A 25,054-nucleotide genomic window follows, 5' to 3' on the forward strand; every position below is an offset into this window, starting at 1 on the left:
CTGTTCCCCTCGACCTGCACCGACACCTTCGGCACCAAGTTCGCCGCCACCAATGCCGGCCTGCTCTACACCGCCAAGGGCACGGCGGCCCTGCTGGTGCCGGTGGCCAACTACCTGCAGCAGAGCACGGGGAGCTGGGACGGGGTGTTCCTGGTCGCGGCCGGCGCCAACGTCCTCGCCTCGCTGCTGGCCATCGCCGTGCTGAAGCCCTGGCGCAAGCGGGTCGTGGCCCAGGCGCAGATCGCCCCCGAGACCGTCCAGGCCCCGCGCATCGTCACAGCCTGACGCCCCTCGAACCCTCCACATGCGGGGCCGGACATCCGTCCGGCCCCGCATCCGTTCCGGGAGAGCCACCATGCAGCACACCCCCGAATGGCGCCGGATGAACACGGCCCCGCAGGACGTCGACCGGGTCTGGCTCAGGCACCGCACCCTCGGCATCGTCCTCGCCGAGGGCCGGGCCGGACGCTGGTACGCACCGAACGTCGCCCGCCAGATCTGGCGCTGGCACCGCTGCGAGGCGGGGCCGGATCCGTTCGAGGGCTGGCTTCCGTTCGACGCCCTGACGCCGACGCCGGCGGCGATCGCACCGTCCGTGCCTGCGGCCGCAATTCCCCTGCCCGCGCAGAAGGGTCCGTCGGCCATGGCGCGATGAGCGCCGATGCGTTGCACCGGGCGGGCTCACCGTATCGGTCACCGGCCCCGCGTCCGTCAGGACCCCGCGTCCGCTAGGGCGCCGCGATCGCCGCAAGCGCCGTGTGCCCGTCGACCACCACGCCGCGCGGCCACACATCCCAATCGGCGTCGCCGGTGATCGCCTCGGCGAGACGTCGCTTGTAGACGTGGCGGGGCACCTCCTCGGCGCCGAACTGCAGCAGGTGGTCGGTGACGAACTGGGTGTCAGCGAGGCGGTAGCCCCCGGTCCGCAGGCGGGCGACGAGGTGGACCAGGGCGACTTTCGAGGCGTCCCGCACGGTGTGGAACATGCTCTCGCCGAAGAACGCCGCCCCGAGGGAGACCCCGTAGAGTCCGCCGACGAGGCGGCCCTCGGCATAGACCTCCACCGTGTGGGCGTGGCCGGCGTCGAAGAGCGCGCCGTAGAGGTCGCGGATGCGGGCGTTGATCCAGGTGCGCGCGGCATCGCGGCGCGGTGCGGCGCATCCGGCGATCACCGCGTCGAAATCGTGGTCGACCCGGACTTCGAAGGCGTCCGACCGCACGGTGCGGGCGAGGCGCTTGGCGACGTGAAAGCCGTCGAGGGGCAGGATGCCCCGCGCCTTCGGCTCGACCCAGTAGATTGCCGGATCGTCGGCATCCTCCGCCATGGGGAAGATGCCCGCCGCGTAGGCCTTGAGCAGGATCTCGGGCGTGATGTCCACGCGGTCCGCGTCATGCATGGAAAAGACTTTGCATGGAGGAGACTTTGGCGTGGTGCGCGTCGGAATGCCAGGGTGAAGGCGGGCTCCGAACGCGGAACGGCGGAGCCGGGAGGCTCCGCCGCTGGACGAATCGGGACCGGGTCCGCCGATCAGAACTCCGGGCCGCCCGAGGTCGTGCCGAGGTTCGGCACCGTGCGGTTGATCTGCTCGGCGTTGCCGCCCTTGGCCGAGTCGACGATGATCGCCTCGCTGTTCGAGGGGAGCGGACGGGCACCGACGCTGCCCGTCGCGTCGAGGTCGACGAGGCCGGTCTCGGGATTGCGATAGGCGCCGTAGACGGACGGGTTGTCGATGGGGCCGCGCGTGGTGTTGCCGGCCTGCGGCACGGCGCGCTCCGGCTGGCCGACATTGCCGGAGGGGGACTGGGCCAGGGCGCCGGTCACGGACAGGGCAAAGGCGGCGACGGCGAGGGTCACGGAACGCATGGGTGTCTTTCGGGATGCTATGGTGTGTCCGGTTGGCGCGGGGCCGATGGCCCTGGCTGGGAAACTGTCTGTCTCCCGTCCGGTGTGGGGAGAGAAGTCGATTGTGCGCAATCGGTTCCAGCGAATTATTTGCTGGCAAAATGCCGCATCGCGTGGCCCTGGCGCCCTTGCCGTGGCCGCCCAATGCAGGGGGATTCTGGAGCCTTCACCATCCGCAATGAGCGGAAAGCGGCAGGTATCGGGTCCGCATAGCCACGCGACCGGACCCAAACTGGGGATTTCTTTGCTTATCAATTGATCGTGATGGTGACGGCGCTTGCCCGAACACCGTCTCGGATTGCGCATGAAAAAAGGCCGGCCCCATGGGGAGCCGGCCAATGACGGACGGTTCGGTTTCGCGAGCCGGGTGTCACACCCGGCTCGCCGCGGGGCGGTCTATTGGGCCGGACCACCGGACGTGCTGCCGGTGTTCGGTGCCCCGCGGGTCGGGTCCGATGCGTTGCCCCCCTTGGCCGAGTCGACGGAGCCCGCGCCGGGGGACATGCCGCCCTCGCCCACCGGCGTCGATTCGGTCCGGGTCGGGGCCATGTCGCGGGTCGAGGGCTTGTCGATGGGGCCGCCGGCGGTGTTGCCCGCCTGCGGAACGCCGCGCTCGGGCTGGCCGACATTGCCGGACGAGGATTGCGCCAGGGCGGGGGTGGCGAGGAGGGCGGTGGCGATCAGAACGTAGGAGAGGCGCATGGACGGTTCCTCGGCGGACACGGGCGAGAGCACTGCGCCGGAGGTGACGCTGACCAGCCCTGGTCGGCGACCGGCCTCGGCGGCACGATGTCACGGGTGAACGAAAGTCGACCCCGCGCCGTTCCCGCCACGGTTGCTGGTTCCGATGCAAAACCGAAGATTTACGGCTCGTCGAGGCCCCCGGCCGCCAGGAAGTTCTCCAGCCAGTGGATATCATAGGCGCCGTTCTGCACATCGGCGTTGCGCACAAGGGTGCGGAACAGCGGCAGGGTGGTGTCGACGCCATCCACCACGAACTCGTCCAGGGCGCGGCGCAGGCGCATCAGGCACTCGTTGCGGGTGCGCCCGTGCACGATGAGCTTGCCGATGAGCGAGTCGTAGTGCGGCGGGATGCGGTAGCCCTGGAACACCGCCGAATCGACCCGCACGCCGAGGCCGCCCGGCGGGTGGAAGTAGGTGATGAGGCCGGGGGACGGCCGGAAGGTCGCCGGGTGCTCGGCGTTGATCCGGCACTCGATGGCGTGCCCCGACACGCTGATTTCGTCCTGTGTCACCGACAGCGGCAGACCGGCGGCGACGCGGATCTGCTCGTTCACGAGGTCGATCCCGGTGATCATCTCGGTGACCGGATGCTCGACCTGGATGCGGGTGTTCATCTCGATGAAGTAGAACTGGCCGTCCTCGTAGAGGAACTCCACCGTGCCGGCGCCGAGGTATTTCAGCTCCTGCATGGCGCGGGCGCAGATGCCGCCGATCTCGGCCCGCATCGCTTCGTTGAGGGCCGGCGAACCGCCCTCCTCCCACACCTTCTGGTGACGGCGCTGGAGCGAGCAGTCGCGCTCGGCCAGATGCACGGCGTTGCCGCGCCCGTCGCCCAGCACCTGAACCTCGATGTGGCGCGGCTTCTCGAGATACTTCTCAAGGTAGACCGCATCGTCGCCGAAGGCGGCCTTGGCCTCCTGGCGGGCCATGCCCAGGGCCTGTTCGAGGTCGGCCTCGGAGCGCGCCACCTTCATGCCGCGGCCGCCGCCACCGGAGGCTGCCTTGACCAGCACCGGATAGCCGATCTCGGCCGCGATGCGCTTGGCCTCCACGGGGTCCTCGACTCCGCCCTCGGAGCCCGGCACGCACGGGATGCCGAGGCGTTTCGCCGTGCGCTTGGCCTCGATCTTGTCGCCCATGATGCGGATGTGCTCGGCCTTCGGGCCGATGAATCCGATCTCGTGATGGGCCAGGACTTCGGCGAAGCGCGCGTTCTCCGACAGAAAGCCGTAGCCGGGGTGCACCGCGTCCGCCCCGGTGATCTCGCAGGCGGCGATGATGGACGGGATGTTGAGGTAGCTGTCGCGGGCGGCCGGGGGGCCGATGCACACGCTCTCGTCGGCGAGCCGCACGTGCATGGCGTCGGCATCGGCAGTGGAATGGACGGCGACGGTCGCGATCCCGAGTTCCTTGGCCGCGCGCAGGATGCGCAGGGCGATCTCGCCGCGATTGGCGATCAGGATCTTGTCGAACATGGTGCCTCGCGCCTCACTCGATGACGAGGAGGGGTTCGCCGAACTCGACGGGCTGGCCGTCCTCGACGAAGACGGCCGTGACGGTACCGGCGCGGGGGGCCACGATCTCGTTGAAGGTCTTCATGGCCTCGATGAGGAGAACCTTCTCGCCGGCCTCCACCTTGGAGCCGACATCGACGAACACCTTGGCGTCCGGCGACGGGCGGCGATAGGCGGTGCCGACCATGGGCGAGGGCACGGCGCCGGGATGGCCCGCACCCGCCCGGGTGCGCTCGGGCACGGCGCCCGGCCCGGCCGCCGGCGGGGGCGGCGGAGCCACGGCGGCGAGCGCCGGGGCGGGGGCCGCCACCTGGACGTGGACCGGCTCGATGCGGCGAGCGACGCGGATGCGCAGGTCACCCTTCTCGACCTCGATCTCGGTGAGATCCGTCTCGGTGATGAGCTTGGCGAGCTCGCGCACGAGCTCCGGATCGAAGGGATCGTTCTTGGACATCGGCTCCTTGGGCATCGGCTCGGTCGTCGTCAGGCTGGATCGTGTCGTATCGAGAGACGCGGTCTCCCGGGTTCGGGGCGCTTCGCGGCTCGGGGGCCCTTCAGCAGCCGGCGTGGCCGCACTGGCGCACATCGGCGATGACCTTGCGGATCGGATCGACGCCGACGGCGCCCGGAATCACCTCGTCGCCGATGATGAAGGCCGGGGTGCCGGAGAGGCCGAGCTTGTCGCCGAGGCTGACGTTCTCGGAGAGCGCCGCCTTGACCTCGGGCCCCTGCGCGTCCTTGGCGAGGCGCGCCGTGTCGAGGCCCATTTCCTTGGCGACGGCGATCGCGCGCTCGCCCGTCACCCGGCCCTTGGTCTCCAAGAGCTTGACGTGGAACTCGAACATCCGGTCGGCCTTGAGCTGCTGCTTGGCCGCCAGCGCCAGCTTGCTCGCCTCGAGGGATTCTGCGCCCAGCACGGGGAAGTCGCGCAGCACCACGCGCAGCTTCGGATCGGACTTGACCAGGGCCTGGATGTCGCCGAGCGCCTTGCGGCAATAGCCGCAATTGTAGTCGAAGAACTCCACCACGGTGATGTCGCCCGCAGGATTCCCGACGACGACGCCGTGGGGCGAATTGGTGAGGGTGTCGCGGGATTCCTTCAGGGCGGCGGCCTGCGCCAGCTTCTGGGTCTCCTGCGCGCGCTTCTCGCCCTCGGCGATGGCCTCCTGCAGCACGTCCGGATTCTTGACGAGGTAATCCTTGACGATGGCTTCAATGGCTTGGCGCTGGGTGTCGGAGAACACCGGGGCGGCCGAGGTCGCCGCCGGGGCAGTCGCCGCCGGCGCGGCCTGCGGGGTGGTCTGGGCCCACGCGGCGGAGGCGCCGAACAGCATGGCGGAGGTGAGTAGGGACCGGAGCAGGGGCATGCGTCCTCGCGGAGGGGACCGGATGAAAACGCCACCGGCCGTAAGATGATCGTGCACGATGGGCGTGCGTCTATCGGCGGGGTTAGGCGTTTTCGCGGCGGCCGGTCAATCTCGGTCGCGGGCTCCGGACTGTTTCCGTCCCGCCGGATCGGCTCTACGGAGGTGCGATGACGGTTTCGCCAACGCCCCACCCCGCGTCTTCCATCGCCGCATCGCCTCTGCTGCCGTCGCGGCGCGCCGCCCGCGTCGCGCCGTTCCTCGCCATGGACGTGATGGCCGCCGCCGCCGCCCGGGAGGCCCGGGGCGACGGGGTGGTCCACATGGAGGTGGGACAGCCCTCGGCACCGGCCCCGCGTGCGGTGATCGCGGCGGCGCAGGCGGCGCTGGCTGGCGGCGCCCTGCCGTACACCCAGGCGCTGGGCCTGCCGGCGCTGCGCGCCCGCATCGCCCGGCACTATGCCGACACCCACGGCCTCGACGTGGCGCCCGGGCGCATCGTCGTCACCACGGGTTCGTCGGCGGGGTTCATCCTGGCCTTCCTCGGCCTGTTCGACGCCGGCGCCCGCATCGCCGTGCCGCTGCCCGGGTATCCGGCCTATCGCAGCATCCTGCATGCCCTCGACCTCGTGCCCGCTTCCCTGCCGCTGCGGCAGGCGGACCGCTACGCCCCGACGACCGAGAGCCTGCGCGCGCTCCATGCGCAAGCACCGCTCTCCGGCGTGCTGGTGATGAGCCCGGCCAACCCGTCCGGCACGGTCATCGAACCCGCGCGCCTCGCCGAACTCTGCACCACGGCCCGCGCCCTGGGGCTCCGCTTCATCTCGGACGAGATTTATCACGGCCTCGCCTACGGCGTGCCGACGGACACCGCGCTGCGCTACGAGCCCGACGCCGTCGTGATCAACTCGTTCTCGAAGACCTGGTGCATGACCGGCTGGCGCATCGGCTGGATGGTGGTGCCCGAATGGCTGGTGCGCCCGGTGGAACGCCTGGCCCAGAACCTGTTCATCTCCGCGCCCTACCTGTCCCAGGTGGCGGCTATCGCGGCGTTCGACGCCGTGGAGGAGGTGGAGGCCGTACGGGCCGGCTACGCCGCCAACCGGGCCCTGCTGCTCGATGCGTTTCCGGGCCTCGGCCTCGGCCGCACCCACCCGGCCGACGGGGCGTTCTACCTCTACGCCGACGTTTCGAACCTCACCGACGACGCGGCCGGGTTCTGCCGGCGGATGCTCGACGAGGCCGGCGTCGCCGCGACGCCGGGCCTCGACTTCGACGGCGTCGACGGCGGCCACCACGTCCGGTTCTCCTTCGCCGGCTCGCATGCGGATTGCGCCGACGCCGTGCGACGCCTGCGGGGCTGGCTGCGCTGAGGCGGCTGGCCCTCTTCATGCATGGGCCGAGAGGCATGGCCCGGGGGTGCTCTCGGGCGAACACCGATGAAGATCCGGCGGGCGCGTGAAACCCTGCACCGACAAAACACGGCGCTGCCTTGCCACCCGGTACCGGGCTCTGCATCCTGCCGGGAGATTTGGCGGCGTCTGGTTTCGGATAAGTTTCCGGCGCAACACTTATTGATCGACGCCGGTGCAACGATAAAGAGTTGCCGGCGGTTTCCGTCTTAACCCCTATTTCGACAAGTCCGGTTCGGGCTTGCACTGGAGCAGTGCCGCCATCATGAAGATCCGGACCGGTTACGCCATCACGTACGAGACGTTTCAGCCGACGCCGATGATGTTCCTGCTGAGCGTACACCCGTCGCGGGCGGGCGATATCCTGACGCCCGAGGTGATGACGTTCGATCCGCCGGTGGATGCGCACCAGTATCTCGACGCCTTCGGCAACGTCACCACCCGCATCCTGGCGCCGGCCGGCCGGATCACCGTGGCGACGGATTTCCTCGTGCACGATTCCGGGGAGCTCGATCCCGTGGTGCCGGACGCGAGGCAGCATCCGGTGCAGGACCTGCCGGACGAGGCCATGCGGTTCCTCCTCGGCAGCCGCTACTGCGACACGGACAAGCTGTCGAACATCGCCTGGGAGCTGTTCGGTGCCGGGCCGGAGGGCTGGGGCCGGGTTCAGACCGTGTGCGACTTCGTCAACCGCCACATCAAGTTCAACTACCAGGACGCCGACGCCACCCGCTCGGCCCACGACGCCTACACCCAGCAGCGCGGCGTCTGCCGCGACTACGCGCATCTGGCCGTCGCGTTCTGCCGCTGCCTCAACATTCCGGCGCGCTACTGTACGGGCTACCTCGGCGATATCGGCGTGCCCGTGGTGCCGCCGCCGGATTTCTCCGCCTGGTTCGAGGTCTATCTCGGCGGCGCTTGGCACACGTTCGACGCGCGCAACAACCGCCGCCGTATCGGCCGCATCGTCATCGCCCGGGGCCGCGACGCCACGGACGTGGCCATCTCGACGAGCTTCGCCACGGCGCTGCTCCTGCGCTTCGACGTCCACACGGACGAGGTTCTGGAGGAGGGAGAGTCCCCGACGCCGATCCTCACGGCCGAGGAAGCCGCCGCCGTGACGGGAAAGCCGACGGATCGGCCGAAAAAGGCCGCCGGGTCTGCCAAGACGCCAGAGACGGCGGTCGCGCCGGTCAAGACGCCGGAAACGGCCGTGGTTCCGACCGAGGCCGCGACCGTGAACACGCCAAAGGCCACGGCCGGCCTGACCAAGGTCGCCTGAGCGGCCGGCGCCACCCGTGTCGGAGAGCGGCCTCACCTACGCCATCGGCGACATCCACGGATGCGCCGATGCCCTGCGGCGCCTGCTCGCGGCCATCGACCGGCACCGGGCCGGCGCCCCGCGCCGCCTCGTCTTCCTCGGCGACTACATCGACCGCGGGCCGGACAGTGCCGGGGTCGTCGCGACCCTGCGCGCCCTTCAGGCCGCCGAGCCCGAGGCCGTCACCTGCCTCATGGGCAACCACGAGAGCCTGATGCTGGCCGCCTATCGCGACGGGTTCGGGAGCGCGCCCTGGCTCGAGAACGGCGGGGTCGCGACCCTGCGCTCCTTCGGCACCCGCGATCCGCAGGCCCTGCCCCACGACGTGCTGAACTGGATGTCGGCCCTTCCGACGGTCTGGGAGGATGCGCGCCGCTACTACGTCCATGCGGGCTTCCGCCCCGGCCGGCCCGGCATCGATCCGGACGAGCCGACCCGGCTGTGGATCCGCGAGCCTTTCCTTTCGGCGGACTATGATTTCGGCCGCCACGTCGTCCATGGCCACACGCCGCAAATGGACGGCCGACCGGACCTGCGCCCGCACCGGACCAACCTCGACACGGCCTGCGTCTTCGGCGCCACCCTCACGGCGGGGGTGTTCTCGGACGGTCAGGATGGACCGGTGGAGATTCTCCAAGTGGACGCGCAGGTGGCCGCGGAGATGTGACTCAGCCGCGCTCGGCCGCCTTCGATCCGGCGGGCTTCGCCTTGTCCGAGGCCTTGATGGCTTTCCAGGCGTTCGGCTGGGCGACGAAGGCGCGTAGAGCCACGGTGTTGGCGGCGGCCTCCTCGGGCGAAAGGTCCTGGCGGGACACGGCTTCGGCATCCGTGAACTTGCCCTTGAGGCCGTAGACCAGGGCGAGGTTCTGGCGCACCCGGGCATCGGCCCGGGGCTGGGCGACGGCGCGCTGCAGGGTGGCCTCGGCCTCGTCGAGGCGCTTGGCCAGAGCGTAGGACAGGCCGAGATTCGACAGGATCACCGGATCGTCCGGCTGGATCCTGAGGGCGGCCTCGTACAGGCCCTGCGCCCGGGCGTGGTCGCCGAGCTGGTCGGCGACGGCACCCTGGGCCGACAGCACGCGCCAGTCGGGCTGGGCCGCCGTGTGGGCGTTCTGGAGGACCTCCGCGGCCTCGGTGAAGCGGCCGACCTCGGCCAGGCTCTTGCCGTAGGCGGCGAGCACCGCCGTGTTCTTCGGGTTGCGCAGGGCGATCTGCTGAAGCACCGCCACGGCCTGGGGCCGCTGGTCCGTCGCCCGCAGGGCCTGGGCGTAGCGCAGGGCCAGGGGAACGTCGTTGGGATCGGCGGTGTAGCGCTCGCCCATGGCGTCGACCTCGCGGCGGGACACCACGTTGGCGGGCGCACGGCCGAGGCGCGGCAGGGAGAGACCGCCGAGGGAGCCAGTGGTCTCGGGGCCGTCCTGGCGGGTGCAGGCGCTGGACAGGAGCGCCAGAGCGGCGATCCCCGCGAGGCGCCGGAGCGTCCGTGCCGATGCCAAACGCGGCCTGACCATTGCGCGACTCCGCCTCAACCTTGCCCGCCGGCCGTTGCTTCACGGGGCCGGTCTCCGGGTGATAGACCGTTAACCCTAAGCAGCGGTTAATCCCGCCCCACGGCTGAGGAGCCCTAGCCCTGACCTCCCTGTTCGCCCCCGACTCCGACCACGCCTCCGCCATTCCCATCACCGGCGTCGGGTCGTCGGACTGGCCCCGGATCGAGGCCGCCCTGGATCCGCGCGAGGCGGCCTACGCCCGAGCGACGGGCTTCACGCCGAAGGCCGGCCGCATCGCCCTGCTGCCGGGGCCCGACGGCACCCTGGCGCGGGCGCTGTTCGGCCTCGGCGAGGCGAACCCGGCCCGCGAACGGCTCCTCGCCGGGACCTTGGCCGGCGCGCTTCCGCCCGGCACCTACCGCCTGGAGGGCACCGGCTTCGACGGCACGGAAGCCGCACTGGCGTGGCTGCTCGGCGGCTACCGCTTCACCCGCTACCGTGCGGCCGTTCCGGCCGGAGAGGCCGTTCCCGCCGGAGAAGCCGTTCCGGCCGGCCCCGCCCTGCCCCGCCTCGTCGCCCCCGCGGGCGTCGATGCCGAGGCGGTCTCCCGCATCGCCGCCGCCGTGGCGCTCGGGCGCGACCTCGTCAACACCCCGGCCAACGACCTCGGACCCGCCGAGATCGAGGCGGCCGCGCGCGCGCTGGCCGAACGGCACGGCGCCGCCGTCACGGTGGTGTCGGGCGACGAACTCGCGCGCGATTTCCCCCTCGTGCACGCCGTCGGAGCCGCCTCGCCCCGCGCGCCGCGCCTCATCGACCTGACCTGGGGCGATGCCGCCGCCCCCCGCGTCACCCTGGTCGGCAAGGGCGTCGCCTTCGACACCGGCGGTCTCGACATCAAGCCGTCCGCCGGCATGCTGCTGATGAAGAAGGACATGGGCGGGGCCGCCGCGGCGCTGGCCGCGGCCGCCATGGTGATGGGGGCGCATCTGCCCGTGCGCCTGCGCGTCCTCATCCCGGCGGTGGAGAATTCCGTCTCGGGCGCGGCCTTCCGGCCCGGCGACGTGCTGCGCAGCCGCGCCGGCCTCACCGTCGAGATCGGCAACACCGACGCGGAAGGGCGCCTCATCCTCGCCGACGCCCTGGCCCTGGCCGATGCCGAGGCCCCCGACCTGCTCATCGACTTCGCCACCCTGACGGGGGCGGCCCGCGTGGCCCTGGGCCCGGACCTGCCGGCGTTCTTCACGGAGGACGACGTCCTGGCCGAGGCCGTCGCGGCGGCGGGCCGGACGGCGTTCGACCCGGTGTGGCGCCTGCCTCTGCATGCCCCCTATGCGGGTCTGCTCGACTCGAAGATCGCCGACCTCAACAACGCCCCCGGCGGCCCCTTCGCGGGGGCCATCACGGCCGCGCTATTCCTGCGCCGCTTCGCGCCCGCCACCCGGGCGCACGTCCATTTCGACCTCTACGGCTGGAATCCCTCGACCAAGCCCGGTCGTCCCGAGGGCGGCGAGGTACAGACAGCGCGGCTCGTCTATGCCCTTCTGGCGCAGCGTTATCCGGCCGGGACATAGGATTGAACCAACGCATCCCGGGGCCACGCCGCAGAACCCGAGATCGGGAAACACACCGCTCGTCCGATTGACGATGCCGGGTTCCGGGGGCGCGTACGGGAGCCTGGAACGATCCCGGTGCAGGGTCGGCTCCCAGGCTCTAACCAGAGCCCGTCTGGATCGTGCGGGACACCAGGACGCGACGCCGCTCCGGCGGATGCGGCCGGCATCGTTTCTCCAGGGGTCACGCCGCCGTGGCCGCCTTCTCCGCGTCGTACGCCTTGCGCACGAGGGCGGCGCCGTAGGTGCGTTCCAGGCGCCGCACGGTGAAGTGGGCCCGCGCCATGGCCTGGAAGTGGTCCATGAACGCGGCGTTGACGGCAGCACCCCCGACGGCGCCGAGGATCGGCACGGCTTGGGCGGCGACCTTCTGCGAGACGACGATCCCGAAGCGGGCGGCGATCTGCGCCGAGAACCGGATGAGGGCCGGGGCCGCCTCGTCGAGGAGGGCGCGGTTGCCGGCGTAGCGCGCCGCCTCCGCCATGGTCTTGGCCAGCGCCGCGCGCACGGCGAAGTAGCCGCTCTCGGAGAGGGGGGTCTCGGCCCCGCGGGTCCCCAGGGCGAACACCTGCACGCAGGCGAGGGCGTTCTCCGGCTCGGCCAGATCCTCGCCCTCCTCGCGGGCGATCCCCGCGATGGACCGCAGCATCAGGGTGGTGGACAGCGGCAGTTCCACTGCCAGCGTCGCGAGTCCGAAGGCCCCGCCGACGGCGCCCGACATCGCCGCCATGGCCTTGTGGGCGAAGTCGCTCGACGGCAGCAGGCGGCCGAGGCGCGTCCCCGCCCCCACGGGGGCCTCCGCGATCGCCTCGACGAGACTCGTGCCGTCGGCCGGCAGCACGGTCTTCTCCGGCAGGGTCGCGAGGGCGACCCGCAGGGCGGTGTGCATGGCGCTCTCGGTCGCCCGCGACACGACCCCGGTCACCGCCTCCGGCAGGGCGCGGCCGATGGCGTCGAGGGGCGCGCCGGCGGCAGCCGAGAGACGCGCGGCGAGGCCGGGATTCTCCAGGGTTCGCACCGCCCGGCGTAGGGCGGCGGCGTCCGCGTCGCTCAGGGTGGCGTCCTGGGTGGCCGGGGTGGCCGCGCTCGTGTCGTCGATGAGGAAGATGTTGCTCACGTCTGCGGTCTCATGCGGGGGCCGGGCGCCGGGACGGCGGATGGATCGGAAGGAGCAAGCCCGGTGCCGCGCGGATGGTTCCCGCCCCGAGCGTCGGGCAGGTCTTCCGGCCCGGCCGGGTCGGCCAGCGCCGCGGGATTCGCGGCGGCCTCGGCCGCGATCCCGGCCGCCTTTGCGGCACTGCGCTCGCCGGCCCGTCCGACGAACAGGCACAGCACCACCACGGGGATGCCCACCGCCGCCGTGATGGCGAAGAACACCGGGTAGCCGTAGGCGGCGACGATGTAGCCGGAGGTGCCGGCCACGAGCTTGCCCGGCAGGGCGTAGAGCGAGGAGAACAGGGCGTACTGGGTCGCGGCGAAGCCCGGTGCGGTGAGGCTCGACATGTAGGCGATGAGGGCCATGCCCGCGAAGGAGCCGCAGAAATTGTCGATGGAGATCGCCGCCGTCAGGCGCCAGACCTCCGGCCCGCCGAAGGACAGCCACGAGAAGGCGAGGTTCGAGGCCGCGCCCAGGAAGGCGCCGACCACGAGGGTCGGGAACAGGCCGAAGCGCTGCATCGCCCAGCCGCCGACAAAGGCGCCGGCGATGCCGACCCAGATGCCGTAGAGCTTCGACACGGCGCCGATCTCCGTGAGGGTGAAACCGACCTGGAAGTAGAGCGGGCTCGCCATCACGCCGGAGATGAAGTCCGGCATCCGGTAGAGCGCAACGAGGACGAGGATCGCCCACAGGCCGGGCCCGAGGCGCGCGTGCAGTTCGGCGAGGGGCTCCAGCACCGCGCCCCTGAAGCTCCAGACCTTGGCCGGACGGCCGGCAGCCGCCTCGACGGCGGCGGCGGCGCGGGCCTCGTCCCCCGTGCGGTCGAAGGCGGGGGCGAGGAGCGCGGCCACGAGCCCGACGAGCATCAGGGCCGCCATGAGCAGGTAGGCGGCGCGCCAGCCGTAGGCGGCGGCGAGGAACAGGGCGCCGGCCCCCGCCGACATGAGGCCGAAGCGGTAGCCGAGGTTCGAGGTGGCGGCGAGAACGCCCTGGAGATCCGTGCCGGCGGCGTCGATGCGCCAGCCGTCGATGACCACGTCCTGCGTGGCGGCGCAGAATGCCAGGAGGAAGGCCCCCAGCCCGAGGAGCGCGAGGCTGGTGGCGGGGTCGGCGAAGGCCATCAGGGCGAGGGCGGCGGCGACGGCGCCTTGCGTCGTCACCATCCAGGCGCGCCGGCGCCCGAGGCGGCGGGTCAGCCCCGGCACGTCGAACCGGTCGATGAGCGGCGCCCACAGGAACTTCAGGGTGTAGGGGAGCGCGACGTAGCTGAAGAGCCCGATGGCCTTGATGTCGACGCCCGAATAGGCGAGCCGCGTCGAGAAGGTGCCGAGCACGAGAAGGAGCGGCAGGCCCGACGAGAAGCCCAGCGCCAGCATCAGCGGAATACGCGGATCGCGGGCGAAATCGCGCAGGCGCGGCGCGTGACGCACTCGGCTTGCAGCCATGGAATGGAACTCCTCTCAAGCCCGGCGCTTACTTCCGGCAACCGGAGCGGACGGTGGCCGAGGGCCGGCCGTTTCTCGTCGCGACCGCTCGGGCCGCGATCCTCCGACCGATCTCAGAAATGGCCGATAACTTGTTAACAGCGTGCGTCCAAACTGCGTACATGCGGGACGGGGCCTTTCGGGACTCGGTCTCGCGGGACTGGGCCTTGCATCGCGTCGGACCGGTCGGCTGCACGCCGACCGTCGACTGCGCGGCGCCGCGCCTTACCGGGATGGCCCATGTGACGAACCGCCCCTCCCCGCGTTCCGAAGGCGGTCGGTACCGGCCATGACGGATACGGCTCATCAGGCGGTGCCGGCGGCCCTCGCGCAAACGACCCTCGCCTCGGCCTTCTCCGAGAGCCCAACGCCGATGGTCCTCACGGAAGTGCGGGGCGGCGCCCATCCCATCGTCTGGGCCAATGCGGCGTTCCTCGCCCTCACGGGCTACGCCTGGCACGAGCTCGAAGGCCGCAACTGCCGGATGCTGCAGGGGCCGCAGACCGACCGCGAGACCGTGGCGCGCATCTCCGCGGCCGTCGCGGAGGGCCGCAGCTTCGAGGCCGAACTCGTGAACTACCGCAAGGACGGCACCTCGTTCTGGAACGGCATGACCCTGTCGCCCGTGCGCGACGCCACCGGCGCCGTCACGCACTACTACTCGGCACAGGCCGACATGACCGGCAAGCACAGCCTCGAAGTCGCGATGACGCTCGCCAACATCGACCTCGAGCGCCGCGTGTCCGAGCAGACGGCGGACCTGCGCGCCACCCTGGAGCAGAAGACCGCCCTGCTCCACGAGGTCGACCACCGGGTGAAGAACAACCTCCAGGTGATCTCGTCACTGATGCTGCTCAAGGCCCGGCGCACCCCCGAGGGCGAGGCGCGCGACGCCCTCAACGGCATGGCCGAGCGCATCGGCGCCCTCTCGACGGTGCACCGCATGCTCTACTCGGCCGGGGACGTGACCCGGTTCGACCTGCGCGAATTCGCCGACGATTTCCTGGGCGACCTCGTCGCCGGCCTCGACGGCGAGCGTACGGCCGTGAGCGCCGCCATCGATTCCGTGGCGGTGTCGGCCGCCATGGCGGCGCCCCTGGCGCTGATGCTGCACGAACTCGCCACCAACGCCGTGCGCCACGCCTTCCCGGACAACCGCGCCGGGCGGGTGAGCATCACGGCGCGACGCCGGGACGGCGCCCTGCACATGCTGATCGAGGACGACGGCGTCGGCCTCGCCGCCGCGATCCCGAACCCGGCGGGCTTCGGCCGTTCCCTCGTGGAAATGGTCGTGCGGCAGCTGCGCGGAACCATCGCGTGGAGCGAGACGACACCCGGGACCCGGGTCGAGATCAGCGTGCCCCTCGACGCCATCTCCCTGCGCGAGGCGGCCGACACCACCGCCGAGGAGTTGCCGCAATGGGCCAAGTGACTCCGGGCGCGGGCGGGGCGGCACCGTGCCTGCGCATCCTGGTGGTCGAGGACGAGGTGCTCATCGCCCTCGAACTCGAATGCCTGCTCGAGGATCTCGGCCACGTCACCGTCGGCGTCGCCGGTTCGTCCCAGGAAGCCATCGCGCTGGGCCTCTCGACCCACCCGGACGTGGCGCTGGTGGACATCCACCTCATCGACGGCCCCACGGGCGTCGCCGTGGCCCGGGCGCTCAGCGCCGACCCGCGCACCACGGTGGTGTTCATGACCGCCAACGCCAAGCGCATTCCCGACGATTTCGCCGGCGCCGTCGGGGTGATCGCCAAGCCCTATTCCGAGCGGGTGGTGGCGGGCGCGCTCCGCTACGTCGCCGAGTGCCGCGCCGGCCACGCCGCGAGCCTGGAAGGCCTCGACGGGTTCCGGCTCGCCGCCGATGGCTGGGAACGGCTGCATCCCTGAGGGGAATTGTCACGACAACGCGACGGTTCTCCGGAACCCGGCAGCCCTTCGGGACCCCGCGTTCTTAGGGACGATGATCCGCCCATCGAGCGTAGCGCAGGGCACCGTAGCCAAGGACAAGTGCTGCGACGGGCACGATGGCAAGGGCGATGAAATCGAGACCGCTCATCACATCAACTCCCCGAGGTATCGGCGTGCGGAGACATGTAGGGCCCCGCTGGCGATCCAGCAAACCACCGAAATGCCAACGATCGCCCATAAGGGGATCACGGGCGTGGTGTTGGTGTACAGGACGGCAAAAGTCGGAGCCAAACCTCCGACCGTAAAAACCGATCCGGCGACGGCATTGACGTATCCGGCCGTTAGCTTCGCGCGCTCGTTCGCAATGAGAAGCGTCCGTGTACTGGGTTTGGCCGCGAAGAGAACCCGATCCATGTCTTGGCTGCTCCAACATCCAGGGACACCCAACGCACGCCCAGGAGGCGGAGTCGGCTGTCGCACAGCCTCCATCTGACAGATGCAACCATGAGTATCAATCGTTTATCTAACCCTAGGTTTCATAGACTCCGCGCCGCCTTCAGCCGATACAGCGCCTCCAAGGCCTCGCGCGGGGTGAGCGCATCGGGGTCGATGTCGTCGAGCACGCGGCGCAGGCCATCCTCGCGTTCCGGGGGGGCTTCCTCCAGCGGCGGCGGCGAGAGGGCGGCGAACAGCGGCAGGTCGTCGATGCGCGGGCGCGTCGGGCGCTCACGCTCGGACTTCTCCAGGTTCTTCAGGATGGCGCCCGCCCGCGCGATCACCCCCGGCGGCAACCCGGCGAGGCGCGCGACCTGGAGCCCGTAGGAGCGGTCGGCCACACCCGGCACCACCTCGTGCAGGAACACCACGGTGCCCCGGTGCTCGGCGACCTTAAGGGTGGCGTTGTCGAGGTGCGACAGGCGCTGGCCCAGAGCGGTCAACTCGTGGAAATGGGTGGCGAACAGGGCGCGGCAGGCGTTCTTCTCGTGCAGGTGTTCGAGGCAGGCCCACGCGATGGAGAGGCCGTCGAAGGTCGCGGTGCCGCGCCCGATCTCGTCGAGGATCACCAGGGAGCGCCGGGTCGCCTGGTTCAGGATGGCGGCGGTCTCCACCATCTCGACCATGAAGGTCGATTGCCCGCGCGCCAGGTCGTCGGCCGCCCCGACGCGGGAGAACAGCCGGTCGACGAGGCCGAGCTGGGCGCTCGCCGCCGGCACGAAGGCGCCGATCTGCGCCAGCACGGCGATGAGGGCGTTCTGGCGCAGGAAGGTCGACTTGCCGCCCATGTTCGGGCCGGTGATGAGGCGGATGCGGCCGCGCCCCTCCCCCGACAGGTCGCAGTCGTTGGCGATGAACGGCTCGCCGGAGAGCCTGAGCGCCGCCTCGACCACGGGGTGGCGCCCGCCCGTGACGGAAAAGCCGTAGCCGTCGTCCACCACCGGGCGGCGCCAGTCGCGCTCCACGGCGAGGTCGGCGTGGGAGGCGGACACATCGAGGGCGGCCAGGGCCTCGGCCACGGACGCGATGGCGGCGGCCTGGGCGAGGGTCTCGCCCGACAGCGCGTCGAACACCGCCGTTTCGAGCCGCAGGGCCCGGTCGGAGGCGCCGGAGATGCGGCCTTCGAGGTCGCCGAGCTCGACGCTGGTGAAGCGCATGGCATCCACCATGGTCTGGCGGTGGATGAATGTCTCGCGCATCGCGCCCTTGAGGCAGCCCTCGCCCACCGCCTGCGGCACCTCGATGTAGTAGCCGAGCATGTTGTTGTGCTTGATCCGCAGGGTCCGGCAGCCGGTCTCCTCGGCGTAGCGCGCCTGCAGGGCCGCGATGACCTTTCGCGAGTCCTGGCCGAGCACCCGGGCCTCGTCGATCTCCGGCGAGTACCCTTCGCGGACGAAGCCGCCATCCGCGCGCTTGAGCGGCAGGTCGTCGGCCAGTGCCGCGGCGAGGTGCGCCACGAGGCCGGCATCGACCTGGGACAGCCCGGTTCCGAGGGCGGCGAGGTCGTCCGGCAGACCGTCGAGGGCGGCGAGGTGCGCGGCCAGGCCCTGCGCGGCGTCGAGGCCGTCGCGGAGCGCCGCGAGATCGCGCGGGCCGCCGCGCCCGAAGCCGAGGCGCGACAGGGCGCGGGCGAGGTCCGGCGCCCGCGCCAGGATCTCGCGGAACGTTTTTCGCGAGACGCCCTGCTCGCAGAGCCAGGCGACGGCGGCGTGGCGGCGGTGAATGGCGGCGAGGTCCGTGAGGGGACCGGCGAGGTGCTCGGCCAGCAGCCGCGCGCCGCTCGCCGAGACCGTGCGGTCGATGGCGTCGAGAAGGCTGCCCCGGCGCTCGCCCGACAGGGTGCGGGTGAGTTCGAGATTGGCCCGGGTCGACGCGTCGATGGCGAGGGTGGCGCCGCTGGCCTCCCGGGTCGGGGGCGACAGGGTCGGGCGCGCGCCGATCTGGGTGCGCTCGATATAGAGCAGGGCCGCGCCCGCCGCCGCGAGCTCGGCCCGGCCGAACTGGCCGAATCCCTCCAGGGTCGAGACACCGAACTGCGCCTTGATCCGTCGCTCGGCCCCGGCCGGCTCCAGCTCCGCCTGGGCCAGCGGCGTCACGGGAGCGGGAATCTCGCGCCACAGGCGGGCCAGCGCCGGATCGGCGTGGATGGTCTCCGACAGGACGATCTCGCGCGGCTCGTGCCGGGCGATGGCCGAGGCGAGTTCCGACGCCGGCACTTCGCTCAAGGCGAAGCGCCCCGTCGAGATGTCGAGGGCGGCGAGCCCGTAGGTGTACGCGGCCTGATCCTTGGCGGACTCCGATTTGGCGGCCCCGCCCTTGTTGCGGCCGATGGCGAGCAGGACGTTGGCGCGGGCCGGATCCAGGAGGCGGTCCTCCGTGATGGTGCCGGGGGTGACGAGGCGCACCACCTCGCGCCGGACGACGGATTTGGGCCCGCGCTTCTTCGCCTCCGCCGGATCCTCGGTCTGTGCGCAGACGGCGACGCGGTGTCCCAGCGCGATGAGGCGGCTGAGGTAGTCGTCGGAGCGCTCTACCGGCACGCCGCACATGGGGATGTCGGCCCCGCCGTGCTTGCCGCGCTTCGTCAGGACGATCCCCAGTGCCCGGGACGCGATCTCGGCGTCCTCGAAGAACAACTCGTAGAAATCCCCCATCCGGTAGAACAGCAGGCAGTCGGTGTTGGCGGCCTTGATCTCGATGTACTGCGCCATCATCGGCGTCGCGCCGGCGGTGTCGAGGACCGCCGCGCTGGTGGTGTAGTCCGACGGGGCGGAGCCGGTCTTCGGCATCGAACGGGCGGGGCGCTGCTGCATGGCCTGTGACATGGCGCCAGCCTAACAGACCCGGGCGTCCCTGATCAGCGCGGCCCGTCGCATCGGCTGGGGAGAAGCGCCGAACTCGGGCCGTTGCGCGCGACAGGTACGGCCCAACGAAAAAAGGCCGGCGCTCGCGCACCGGCCCTTCTGTCCGACCGGATCGGTCGGCGGTGTTCGGGGCGCTCAGTAGCGCGGGCCGCCCGTGGTCTGACCCTTCTGCTGCATGAAGCCCGGCTGCTGCGGGTTGCGCGCGTTCGGGTTGCTGCTCATGCGCGAGGCCGGACGGCGGTGCATCCGGTGACCATGGCCCATGCCGCGGTAGCGCATGCCCTGGTAGTGGCGGTGACGGCTCGCGACCTGCTCCACCGACTGGTCGCCGGCGACGATCGGGGCGCCGACCGGCATGGCCGGGGCAGCGGAGGCGGCGGTCATTCCGAAGGCGCCGAGCAGGGTGCTGGCAGCGAGTGCGATGGCGATCTTGGTCATTCGGTTCGTCTTTCGTCCATGCGCCGGGTGGGCGTCGGGGCATAAAGTCGCCGCTCAAGATTCCGTTCCGCGGAAACGTCGCAATAAACTTCGGCAACGGCCTGAAACGACTGACATTTTCGTTAAGCTGAACGGGATTAAGCCGGCCTGTCCGGACCGATGTGCCGAAACGAGCGACGCGGCACCGTGCCGCGAACGGCCCGCCGCGCCGACGGACGTCGGCCGATCTGTGATTCGACGATGCAAGTCCCGATCAGGATCGCATGCAGATCGAGCGATATCGAAACGGGTCCAAACGACTTCGCGTCTTCGGTCGGGGCTTCAATCACAATGACCGAACAATATCTACGTCACTGTGCAAGAACGATCAGGTCCAATATTTCGCCAAATACGCAAGTCTTTCAAATCTGTGCAAAAAATTGTGATTGAGAGCGGGATATTTTTCGTTCCAACTCCAGAAATAAACCGAAGGATGACTGTCTATCAGACCCGCCGAAGAGTCCTGTTGTTGGACCCGTCACGGGGGATCGGACGCCGGATCATACGATCTTAAAGAGTTTCCTCCTACGGTCGATCCAAGCCGGGGCTCCGATGCGGCGGGCGTTTCGTCCCTCCACCGAACCCGCGATCACGCTTCGGACGCTTGCCATGCTCACGACGATTCAAGGCCGCCTCGTCACGCTTCTCACGGTGATGGGCCTGCTCCTGCTCGGGGCGACGGCGATGGGCAACCTCGCCCTGCATTGGAGCCAGCAGAGCTTTCGCTCGGTCTTCGACGATCGCGTCGTCTGCCTGCGGCAGTTCAGCCTGATCCGGGACGCCTACGACGACCTCGTCGTCGCTTCGCGCGAGGTGAGGGACGGGCTCATCGCCGCTCCGGCCGCCAAGGCGCGGATCGAACGGGATCTGGCGAGCATCCGTACCCAGACCTCGGCCTACCTGGCGACCTACCTGGCACCCGACGAGAAGCCCCTCGCGTCGGCCCTGCAGGACCGGATCGCCGGCAACGAGACCGTCGTCGCCGAACTCCTCCGGCGCATCGCCGGTGGCGCGCAAGGGGAACTCGCCACCGCCCACGCGACCCTGCTGGCGAACGTGGAAGCCACGAACCAGACGCTCGCGGCACTGACGGCGTTCCAGGTCCGGGAGGCGGAAGCCGAGTACGGTCGCGCCACGGCGCTCTCGGGCTGGTCGCGCCTGGCCTTGCTCACCGCTTTGGCCCTCGCAGCCGTCGCCATCGCGTACGGCGTCTACACGGTTCTGGTCCAGGTCTCCCGCCCCTTGCACCGCATGACCGGCACCATGGCGCGCCTCGCCGGGGGCGACCTGACCACCGCCATCGACGGAGCCGACCGCCGGGACGAGATCGGCGCCATGGCCAAGGCCGTGGGCGTGTTCAAGCAGGCGCTCACCGCCAAGCTCGACGCGGACCGCGCGGCCGAGGTTGAGAATGCCGCCAAGATGCGCCGCACCCGGGTACTCGACGAGGCGACGCAGGCGTTCCGCAACCAAATCACCCAGCTGACCCGAGGCCTGTCCTCCGCCGCCACCGAGATGGAGGCCACCGCCCAGACCATGAGCCGCACGGCGGACGAGGCCGCCGGCCAGTCCCTGAGCGTCGCCTCCGCGGCCGAACAGACCTCCGCGAACGTCCAGACCGTGGCGGCCGCGAGCGAGGAGATGTCGGCGTCCATCGGCGAGATCACCGTTCAGGTCGCGCGCTCCAGCGACATGGCGGAGCGCGCGGCGGCGGATGCGGCCGCCACCAGCACCATCGTGCTCGGCCTCGCGGAGGGGGCCGAGAAGATCGGCGCCGTCGTCGGACTGATCTCCGGCATCGCGGCGCAGACGAACCTGCTCGCCCTCAACGCCACCATCGAGGCGGCGCGGGCCGGCGAGGCCGGCCGGGGCTTCGCCGTCGTCGCCGGCGAGGTCAAGGAACTGGCGGCGCAGACCGCGCGGGCGACGGAGACGATCTCCGTCCAGGTCACCACCATCCAGGGCGAGACCCGACAGGCCGTCGCCGCCATCCGGGCCATCGAGGCGACCATCGTCGAATTGCGCAGCATCGCCGTCGGCGTCGCGGCGGCCATGGAGGAGCAGGGCGCGGCCACCCAGGAAATCGTCCGCAACGTGACTCAGGCCGCGCAGGGCACGCAATCCGTCACCGTCAGCATCGGCGGCGTCACCCGGGCGGCGGCGGAGACAGGTGCGGCGGCCTCTCAGGTCCTGGCCGCGGCCTCGGACCTGTCCCGCCAGTCCGAGCGGTTGAGCGGCGAAGTCTCGGGCTTCCTCGAGACCGTCCAGGCCGCCTGAGGCGCGCCGCGCAGGCATTGCGGCCGGCCCCGCTTGCGGCCGCGGCCGGTTCGCGGCACCAGGGCAGCCGATGCAACCTGCGCGCCCTCGCACCGATATGTCCTTCGCGGTTCTTCCCATCGAGGCGGTCCTGCCCGCCCTCGCGGCGGCGCTGGCTTCCCGCGCCTCGTGCGTGCTCGTGGCCCCGCCCGGCGCCGGCAAGACCACCCGCGTCCCCCTCGCGCTCCTCGACGCCCCATGGCTCGCGGGCCGAAAGATCATCCTGCTGGAGCCGCGCCGCCTCGCCGCCCGGGGCGCGGCCGAACGCATGGCGCGCACCCTCGGCGAGCGCGTCGGCGACACCGTCGGCCTGCGCGTGCGCCTCGGCTCGAAGATCTCCGCCCGCACCCGCATCGAGGTGGTCACCGAGGGCGTCTTCACCCGGATGATCCTCGACGATCCGGAGCTCGCGGGCGTCGGCGCCGTGCTGTTCGACGAGTTCCACGAGCGCTCCCTCGACGCCGATCTCGGCCTGGCCCTGGCGCTCGATGCCCAGGGCGCCCTGCGCGAGGATCTGCGCATCCTCGTGATGTCGGCGACCCTCGACGGCGCGCGGGTGGCGCGCCTCTTGTCCGACGCGCCCGTGATCGAATCGGAGGGGCGCGCCTTTCCCGTCGACACCCGCCACGTCGAGCGCGACCCCAACCGGCGCATCGAGGAGGTGATGGCCGACACGGTGCTGCGGGCCCTGCGCGCCGATCCGGGCTCCGTCCTCGCGTTCCTCCCGGGCCAGGGCGAGATCCGCCGGGTCGCGACCCTCCTGGCCGACCGGGTCGGGGAGGACACCGACATCGCCCCCCTGTACGGCGCCCTCACCCCGGCCGAGCAGGACCGCGCCATCGCCCCCTCGGCACCAGGGCGGCGCAAGGTGGTGCTCGCCACCAGCATCGCCGAGACCTCCCTCACCATCGAGGGTGTGCGCATCGTCGTGGATTCCGGCCTGTCGCGGGTGCCGGTCTACGAGCCCGGCCTCGGGCTGACCCGCCTCGTCACCGCCCGGGCCTCGCGCGCCTCCGTCGACCAGCGCCGGGGCCGCGCCGGCCGCACGGAACCGGGCGTGTGCCACCGCCTGTGGTCGGAGGCCGCGACCAACGCCCTCGAGCCGTTCGGCCGCCCCGAGATCCTGGCAGCCGACCTCGCGGGCCTGCTCCTCGATTGCGCCGCCTGGGGTGTCGCCGACCCGACCACCCTCGGCTTCCTCGACACGCCGCCCGCCCCGGCACTGGCGGAAGCCCGCGCCATGCTCTCCGACCTCGCCGCCCTCGACGGCGACGGCCGCCTCACCCCCATGGGGCAGGCGCTCCGTGCCCTCCCCCTGCCCCCGCGCCTCGCCCGGATGGTGGTGGCCGCCGCCGCCCACGGACGCGCGCGAGAGGCCGCCGACCTCGCCGCCGTGCTGGTGGAGCGCGGGCTCGGCGGCGACGCCGTCGATCTGGGCGACCGGGTCGAGCGCTACGGCCGGGATCGCGGGCCCCGCGCCGGGGACATGCGCCGCCTCGCCCAAGGCTGGGCGAAGCAGGCCGGGACCTTCTCCGGCGAGGCCACGACCGCCTCCGCCGTCGATTTCTCCGAGCCCGGCCCCCTCCTGGCCCTCGCCTATCCCGACCGGGTGGCGCGGGCGCGGGGCCGCGACGGCGAGTTCGTCATGGCCAACGGCCGCGCCGGACGCCTCGATCCCGCCCTGGCGCTCGCCCGCGCACCGTTCCTCGTCGTGGCCGACATCACCGGCACCGCCGCGCAAAGCCGCATCCTCGCCGCCGCCACCATCGGCCTCGACGCCCTCGAGGCGCTGTTCCCCGAGCGCATCGCCAGCACCGATCAGGTCACCTTCGACCGGAGCGCGCGCGCCCTGCGCGCCCGGGGGCTCCGGCGCCTCGGCACGCTGGTGCTGGGCGAGCGCATCCGGCCGGTGCCCCCCGATGAAGAATCCGCCGCCATCCTGGCCCGGGGTGTGGCCGAACTCGGGCTCGCCGCCTTGCCCTGGACGCCGGCCCTGTCGCAATGGCTCGCCCGCCTGCGCTTCCTGCGCGCGGCCGATCCAGCCTGGCCCGACCTTTCGGACGAGGCCCTCACGGCAACCATCGAGGCGTGGCTCGCGCCCGAGATCGTCGGGCGCCTCGGAGTCGATGCGATCACGCCGGACGATCTTGGCCGGGCGCTGCACGCCCTGCTGCCGTGGGACCTGCGCGCCCGCCTCGACACGGAAGCCCCGACCCATGTCGCGGTGCCTACGGGCTCGCGCATCGCCCTCGACTACGACGCCGAGGGCGGCCCGGTCCTGGCGGTGCGGGTGCAGGAGCTGTTCGGCCTGGAGCGCCACCCGTCCATCGCGGGCGGGCGCATTCCCCTGGTGCTGCACCTGCTCTCGCCGGCCTCGCGGCCGATCCAGATCACACGGGACCTGCCGGGCTTCTGGCGCGGCTCGTGGAGCGCCGTGCGCGCCGAGATGCGCGGGCGCTATCCCCGCCACCCCTGGCCGGAGGACCCCGTGGCCGAGCCGCCGACCCGGCGGGTGAAGCCGCGCGGCACATGAGGTTCTTCGGATTTCTCGCGCGTGCCTTCGATCCGCGCGGCCGCATGTCGGCGGGCGCTTACCGGCGCGTCTTCGTCCGGACGATCCTGTACGGGGCGGGTCTGCTTTGCCTCTCCATCTGGCTCGCCGGCCCCGGGGGCCGTGCGGCGGCGATCCTCACGGCGGCCACACTGCCCGTCGTCGGCCTCGCCATGCTCGCCGCCACTGCCCGGCGCCTGCACGACCGCGACCGTTCCGCCGGGTGGCTCGTCCCCTGGGGCCTCGCCCAGGCCGTCGGCTTCGCCCCCCTCGACCGGATGGTCGACACCACCCCGCTCCTCGTCATCGCCCTGCTGCTGGCGATGCTCGGATTCTCGGCCTGGTTTTTCGTCGAGACGCTCATGCGGCGCGGCTCCTCCGGCGCCAACCGCTTCGGGCCGCCGGACGATGCGGGTTAGGGCGCAAGCTGAGGGTC

General features: G+C 71.4%; 21 protein-coding genes and 2 pseudogenes. 11 read left to right on the top strand and 12 right to left on the bottom strand.

Annotation, left to right across the window (positions count from 1 at the left end; genetic code table 11):
• Positions 1-285: pseudogene (locus tag ASF22_RS07075) on the top strand (oxalate/formate MFS antiporter); the annotation flags it as partial.
• 70 nt (positions 286-355) lie between these two features.
• Positions 356-655 (top strand): hypothetical protein, encoded by a 300-nt coding sequence (locus ASF22_RS07080; RefSeq protein WP_156647629.1) that lies wholly within the window; start codon positions 356-358, stop codon positions 653-655.
• A gap of 73 nt (positions 656-728) precedes the next feature.
• On the opposite strand, the gene aat is transcribed toward ASF22_RS07080, so the two are convergent.
• The 6 genes from aat to ASF22_RS07110 all read right to left on the bottom strand — a co-directional run bounded on the left by aat (position 729) and on the right by ASF22_RS07110 (position 5,528).
• Positions 729-1,397, bottom strand: coding sequence for a leucyl/phenylalanyl-tRNA--protein transferase (gene aat, locus ASF22_RS07085; RefSeq protein WP_056169488.1), 669 nt, complete (start codon positions 1,395-1,397; stop codon positions 729-731).
• Positions 1,398-1,528: 131 nt separating this feature from the next.
• Entirely contained in the window at positions 1,529-1,864 is a 336-nt protein-coding gene (locus ASF22_RS07090) for a hypothetical protein (RefSeq protein WP_056169490.1), read from the bottom strand.
• Positions 1,865-2,299: 435 nt separating this feature from the next.
• Positions 2,300-2,605, bottom strand: coding sequence for a hypothetical protein (locus ASF22_RS07095; RefSeq protein WP_056262829.1), 306 nt, complete (start codon positions 2,603-2,605; stop codon positions 2,300-2,302).
• A gap of 161 nt (positions 2,606-2,766) precedes the next feature.
• Complete coding sequence (accC, locus tag ASF22_RS07100; RefSeq protein WP_056262832.1) at positions 2,767-4,122, bottom strand: acetyl-CoA carboxylase biotin carboxylase subunit; 1,356 nt, start codon at positions 4,120-4,122, stop codon at positions 2,767-2,769.
• A gap of 13 nt (positions 4,123-4,135) precedes the next feature.
• On the bottom strand, positions 4,136-4,615 hold the full coding sequence (gene accB, locus ASF22_RS07105; protein ID WP_056169636.1) for an acetyl-CoA carboxylase biotin carboxyl carrier protein: 480 nt from the start codon (positions 4,613-4,615) through the stop codon (positions 4,136-4,138).
• Between the two features lie 100 nt (positions 4,616-4,715).
• Positions 4,716-5,528 carry a DsbA family protein gene (locus ASF22_RS07110; RefSeq protein WP_200927106.1) on the bottom strand — a complete coding sequence of 271 codons (813 nt, stop codon included), beginning with the start codon at positions 5,526-5,528 and terminating at the stop codon, positions 4,716-4,718.
• A 167-nt stretch (positions 5,529-5,695) separates the two neighbouring features.
• On the opposite strand from ASF22_RS07110, the gene ASF22_RS07115 reads away from it, so the two are divergent.
• The 3 genes and pseudogenes from ASF22_RS07115 to ASF22_RS07125 all read left to right on the top strand — a co-directional run bounded on the left by ASF22_RS07115 (position 5,696) and on the right by ASF22_RS07125 (position 8,925).
• Positions 5,696-6,898 (top strand): aminotransferase class I/II-fold pyridoxal phosphate-dependent enzyme, encoded by a 1,203-nt coding sequence (locus ASF22_RS07115; protein ID WP_200927110.1) that lies wholly within the window; start codon positions 5,696-5,698, stop codon positions 6,896-6,898.
• 304 nt (positions 6,899-7,202) lie between these two features.
• Positions 7,203-8,006, top strand: a pseudogene (locus tag ASF22_RS07120) (transglutaminase family protein); the annotation flags it as partial.
• 229 nt (positions 8,007-8,235) lie between these two features.
• On the top strand, positions 8,236-8,925 hold the full coding sequence (locus ASF22_RS07125) for a metallophosphoesterase family protein (protein ID WP_056262835.1): 690 nt from the start codon (positions 8,236-8,238) through the stop codon (positions 8,923-8,925).
• A 1-nt stretch (position 8,926) separates the two neighbouring features.
• Here ASF22_RS07125 and ASF22_RS07130 read toward each other — a convergent pair whose 3' ends face one another.
• Positions 8,927-9,769: a tetratricopeptide repeat protein gene (locus ASF22_RS07130; protein ID WP_056262838.1), complete on the bottom strand. Its 843-nt coding sequence runs from the start codon at positions 9,767-9,769 to the stop codon at positions 8,927-8,929.
• Between the two features lie 167 nt (positions 9,770-9,936).
• Between ASF22_RS07130 and ASF22_RS07135 the strand changes: the two genes are divergently transcribed.
• Entirely contained in the window at positions 9,937-11,322 is a 1,386-nt protein-coding gene (locus ASF22_RS07135) for a leucyl aminopeptidase family protein (RefSeq protein WP_244474223.1), read from the top strand.
• A 223-nt stretch (positions 11,323-11,545) separates the two neighbouring features.
• Here ASF22_RS07135 and ASF22_RS07140 read toward each other — a convergent pair whose 3' ends face one another.
• Positions 11,546-12,469 (bottom strand): EcsC family protein, encoded by a 924-nt coding sequence (locus ASF22_RS07140; protein WP_244472995.1) that lies wholly within the window; start codon positions 12,467-12,469, stop codon positions 11,546-11,548.
• A 5-nt stretch (positions 12,470-12,474) separates the two neighbouring features.
• A complete protein-coding gene (locus tag ASF22_RS07145; RefSeq protein WP_244473732.1) occupies positions 12,475-13,896 on the bottom strand; it encodes an MFS transporter in 1,422 nt (473 codons plus the stop codon).
• Positions 13,897-14,293: 397 nt separating this feature from the next.
• Here ASF22_RS07145 and ASF22_RS07150 point away from each other — a divergent pair, with 397 nt between their 5' ends.
• Positions 14,294-15,436, top strand: a complete 1,143-nt coding sequence (locus ASF22_RS07150) for a histidine kinase dimerization/phosphoacceptor domain -containing protein (RefSeq protein WP_056262850.1) — start codon at positions 14,294-14,296, stop codon at positions 15,434-15,436.
• Positions 15,424-15,894, top strand: a complete 471-nt coding sequence (locus tag ASF22_RS07155; RefSeq protein ID WP_056262853.1) for a response regulator — start codon at positions 15,424-15,426, stop codon at positions 15,892-15,894. The genes ASF22_RS07150 and ASF22_RS07155 overlap by 13 nt, the downstream gene beginning before the upstream one ends.
• 168 nt (positions 15,895-16,062) lie before the next feature.
• Here the strand turns inward: ASF22_RS07155 and ASF22_RS07160 are convergent, their stop codons facing one another.
• The 3 genes from ASF22_RS07160 to ASF22_RS07170 form a co-directional block, all read right to left on the bottom strand.
• Positions 16,063-16,329, bottom strand: a complete 267-nt coding sequence (locus ASF22_RS07160) for a hypothetical protein (RefSeq protein ID WP_056262856.1) — start codon at positions 16,327-16,329, stop codon at positions 16,063-16,065.
• A 122-nt stretch (positions 16,330-16,451) separates the two neighbouring features.
• The gene (gene mutS, locus ASF22_RS07165; protein ID WP_056262972.1) at positions 16,452-19,199 is read right to left on the bottom strand and encodes a DNA mismatch repair protein MutS; all 2,748 of its coding nucleotides are present in this window, start codon (positions 19,197-19,199) and stop codon (positions 16,452-16,454) included.
• 210 nt (positions 19,200-19,409) lie between these two features.
• Positions 19,410-19,712 carry a hypothetical protein gene (locus tag ASF22_RS07170; RefSeq protein ID WP_056169526.1) on the bottom strand — a complete coding sequence of 101 codons (303 nt, stop codon included), beginning with the start codon at positions 19,710-19,712 and terminating at the stop codon, positions 19,410-19,412.
• Between the two features lie 648 nt (positions 19,713-20,360).
• Between ASF22_RS07170 and ASF22_RS07175 the strand changes: the two genes are divergently transcribed.
• From ASF22_RS07175 to ASF22_RS07185, 3 genes are all read left to right on the top strand, one after another.
• Entirely contained in the window at positions 20,361-22,028 is a 1,668-nt protein-coding gene (locus tag ASF22_RS07175) for a methyl-accepting chemotaxis protein (protein ID WP_056262975.1), read from the top strand.
• Positions 22,029-22,125: 97 nt separating this feature from the next.
• Entirely contained in the window at positions 22,126-24,600 is a 2,475-nt protein-coding gene (hrpB, locus tag ASF22_RS07180) for an ATP-dependent helicase HrpB (protein ID WP_056262858.1), read from the top strand.
• Positions 24,597-25,037, top strand: coding sequence for a DUF805 domain-containing protein (locus ASF22_RS07185; protein WP_056262861.1), 441 nt, complete (start codon positions 24,597-24,599; stop codon positions 25,035-25,037). The genes hrpB and ASF22_RS07185 overlap by 4 nt, the downstream gene beginning before the upstream one ends.
• Positions 25,038-25,054 lie beyond the last annotated feature (17 nt).

This window comes from Methylobacterium sp. Leaf87, assembly GCF_001422775.1.
GTDB lineage: Bacteria > Pseudomonadota > Alphaproteobacteria > Rhizobiales > Beijerinckiaceae > Methylobacterium.

What these genes read in the sequence shown, in the direction of transcription:
- ASF22_RS07080 (WP_156647629.1), top strand. Translation starts at nt 356, where the DNA reads ATGCAGCACACCCCCGAATGGCGCCGGATGAACACGGCCCCGCAGGAC.
- aat (WP_056169488.1), bottom strand. Translation starts at nt 1,397, where the DNA reads ATGCATGACGCGGACCGCGTGGACATCACGCCCGAGATCCTGCTCAAG.
- ASF22_RS07090 (WP_056169490.1), bottom strand. Translation starts at nt 1,864, where the DNA reads ATGCGTTCCGTGACCCTCGCCGTCGCCGCCTTTGCCCTGTCCGTGACC.
- ASF22_RS07095 (WP_056262829.1), bottom strand. Translation starts at nt 2,605, where the DNA reads ATGCGCCTCTCCTACGTTCTGATCGCCACCGCCCTCCTCGCCACCCCC.
- accC (WP_056262832.1), bottom strand. Translation starts at nt 4,122, where the DNA reads ATGTTCGACAAGATCCTGATCGCCAATCGCGGCGAGATCGCCCTGCGC.
- accB (WP_056169636.1), bottom strand. Translation starts at nt 4,615, where the DNA reads ATGTCCAAGAACGATCCCTTCGATCCGGAGCTCGTGCGCGAGCTCGCC.
- ASF22_RS07110 (WP_200927106.1), bottom strand. Translation starts at nt 5,528, where the DNA reads ATGCCCCTGCTCCGGTCCCTACTCACCTCCGCCATGCTGTTCGGCGCC.
- ASF22_RS07115 (WP_200927110.1), top strand. Translation starts at nt 5,696, where the DNA reads ATGACGGTTTCGCCAACGCCCCACCCCGCGTCTTCCATCGCCGCATCG.
- ASF22_RS07130 (WP_056262838.1), bottom strand. Translation starts at nt 9,769, where the DNA reads ATGGTCAGGCCGCGTTTGGCATCGGCACGGACGCTCCGGCGCCTCGCG.
- ASF22_RS07145 (WP_244473732.1), bottom strand. Translation starts at nt 13,896, where the DNA reads ATGCTGGCGCTGGGCTTCTCGTCGGGCCTGCCGCTCCTTCTCGTGCTC.
- ASF22_RS07150 (WP_056262850.1), top strand. Translation starts at nt 14,294, where the DNA reads ATGACGGATACGGCTCATCAGGCGGTGCCGGCGGCCCTCGCGCAAACG.
- ASF22_RS07155 (WP_056262853.1), top strand. Translation starts at nt 15,424, where the DNA reads ATGGGCCAAGTGACTCCGGGCGCGGGCGGGGCGGCACCGTGCCTGCGC.
- ASF22_RS07160 (WP_056262856.1), bottom strand. Translation starts at nt 16,329, where the DNA reads ATGGATCGGGTTCTCTTCGCGGCCAAACCCAGTACACGGACGCTTCTC.
- mutS (WP_056262972.1), bottom strand. Translation starts at nt 19,199, where the DNA reads ATGCCGAAGACCGGCTCCGCCCCGTCGGACTACACCACCAGCGCGGCG.
- ASF22_RS07170 (WP_056169526.1), bottom strand. Translation starts at nt 19,712, where the DNA reads ATGACCAAGATCGCCATCGCACTCGCTGCCAGCACCCTGCTCGGCGCC.
- ASF22_RS07175 (WP_056262975.1), top strand. Translation starts at nt 20,361, where the DNA reads ATGCTCACGACGATTCAAGGCCGCCTCGTCACGCTTCTCACGGTGATG.
- hrpB (WP_056262858.1), top strand. Translation starts at nt 22,126, where the DNA reads ATGTCCTTCGCGGTTCTTCCCATCGAGGCGGTCCTGCCCGCCCTCGCG.
- ASF22_RS07185 (WP_056262861.1), top strand. Translation starts at nt 24,597, where the DNA reads ATGAGGTTCTTCGGATTTCTCGCGCGTGCCTTCGATCCGCGCGGCCGC.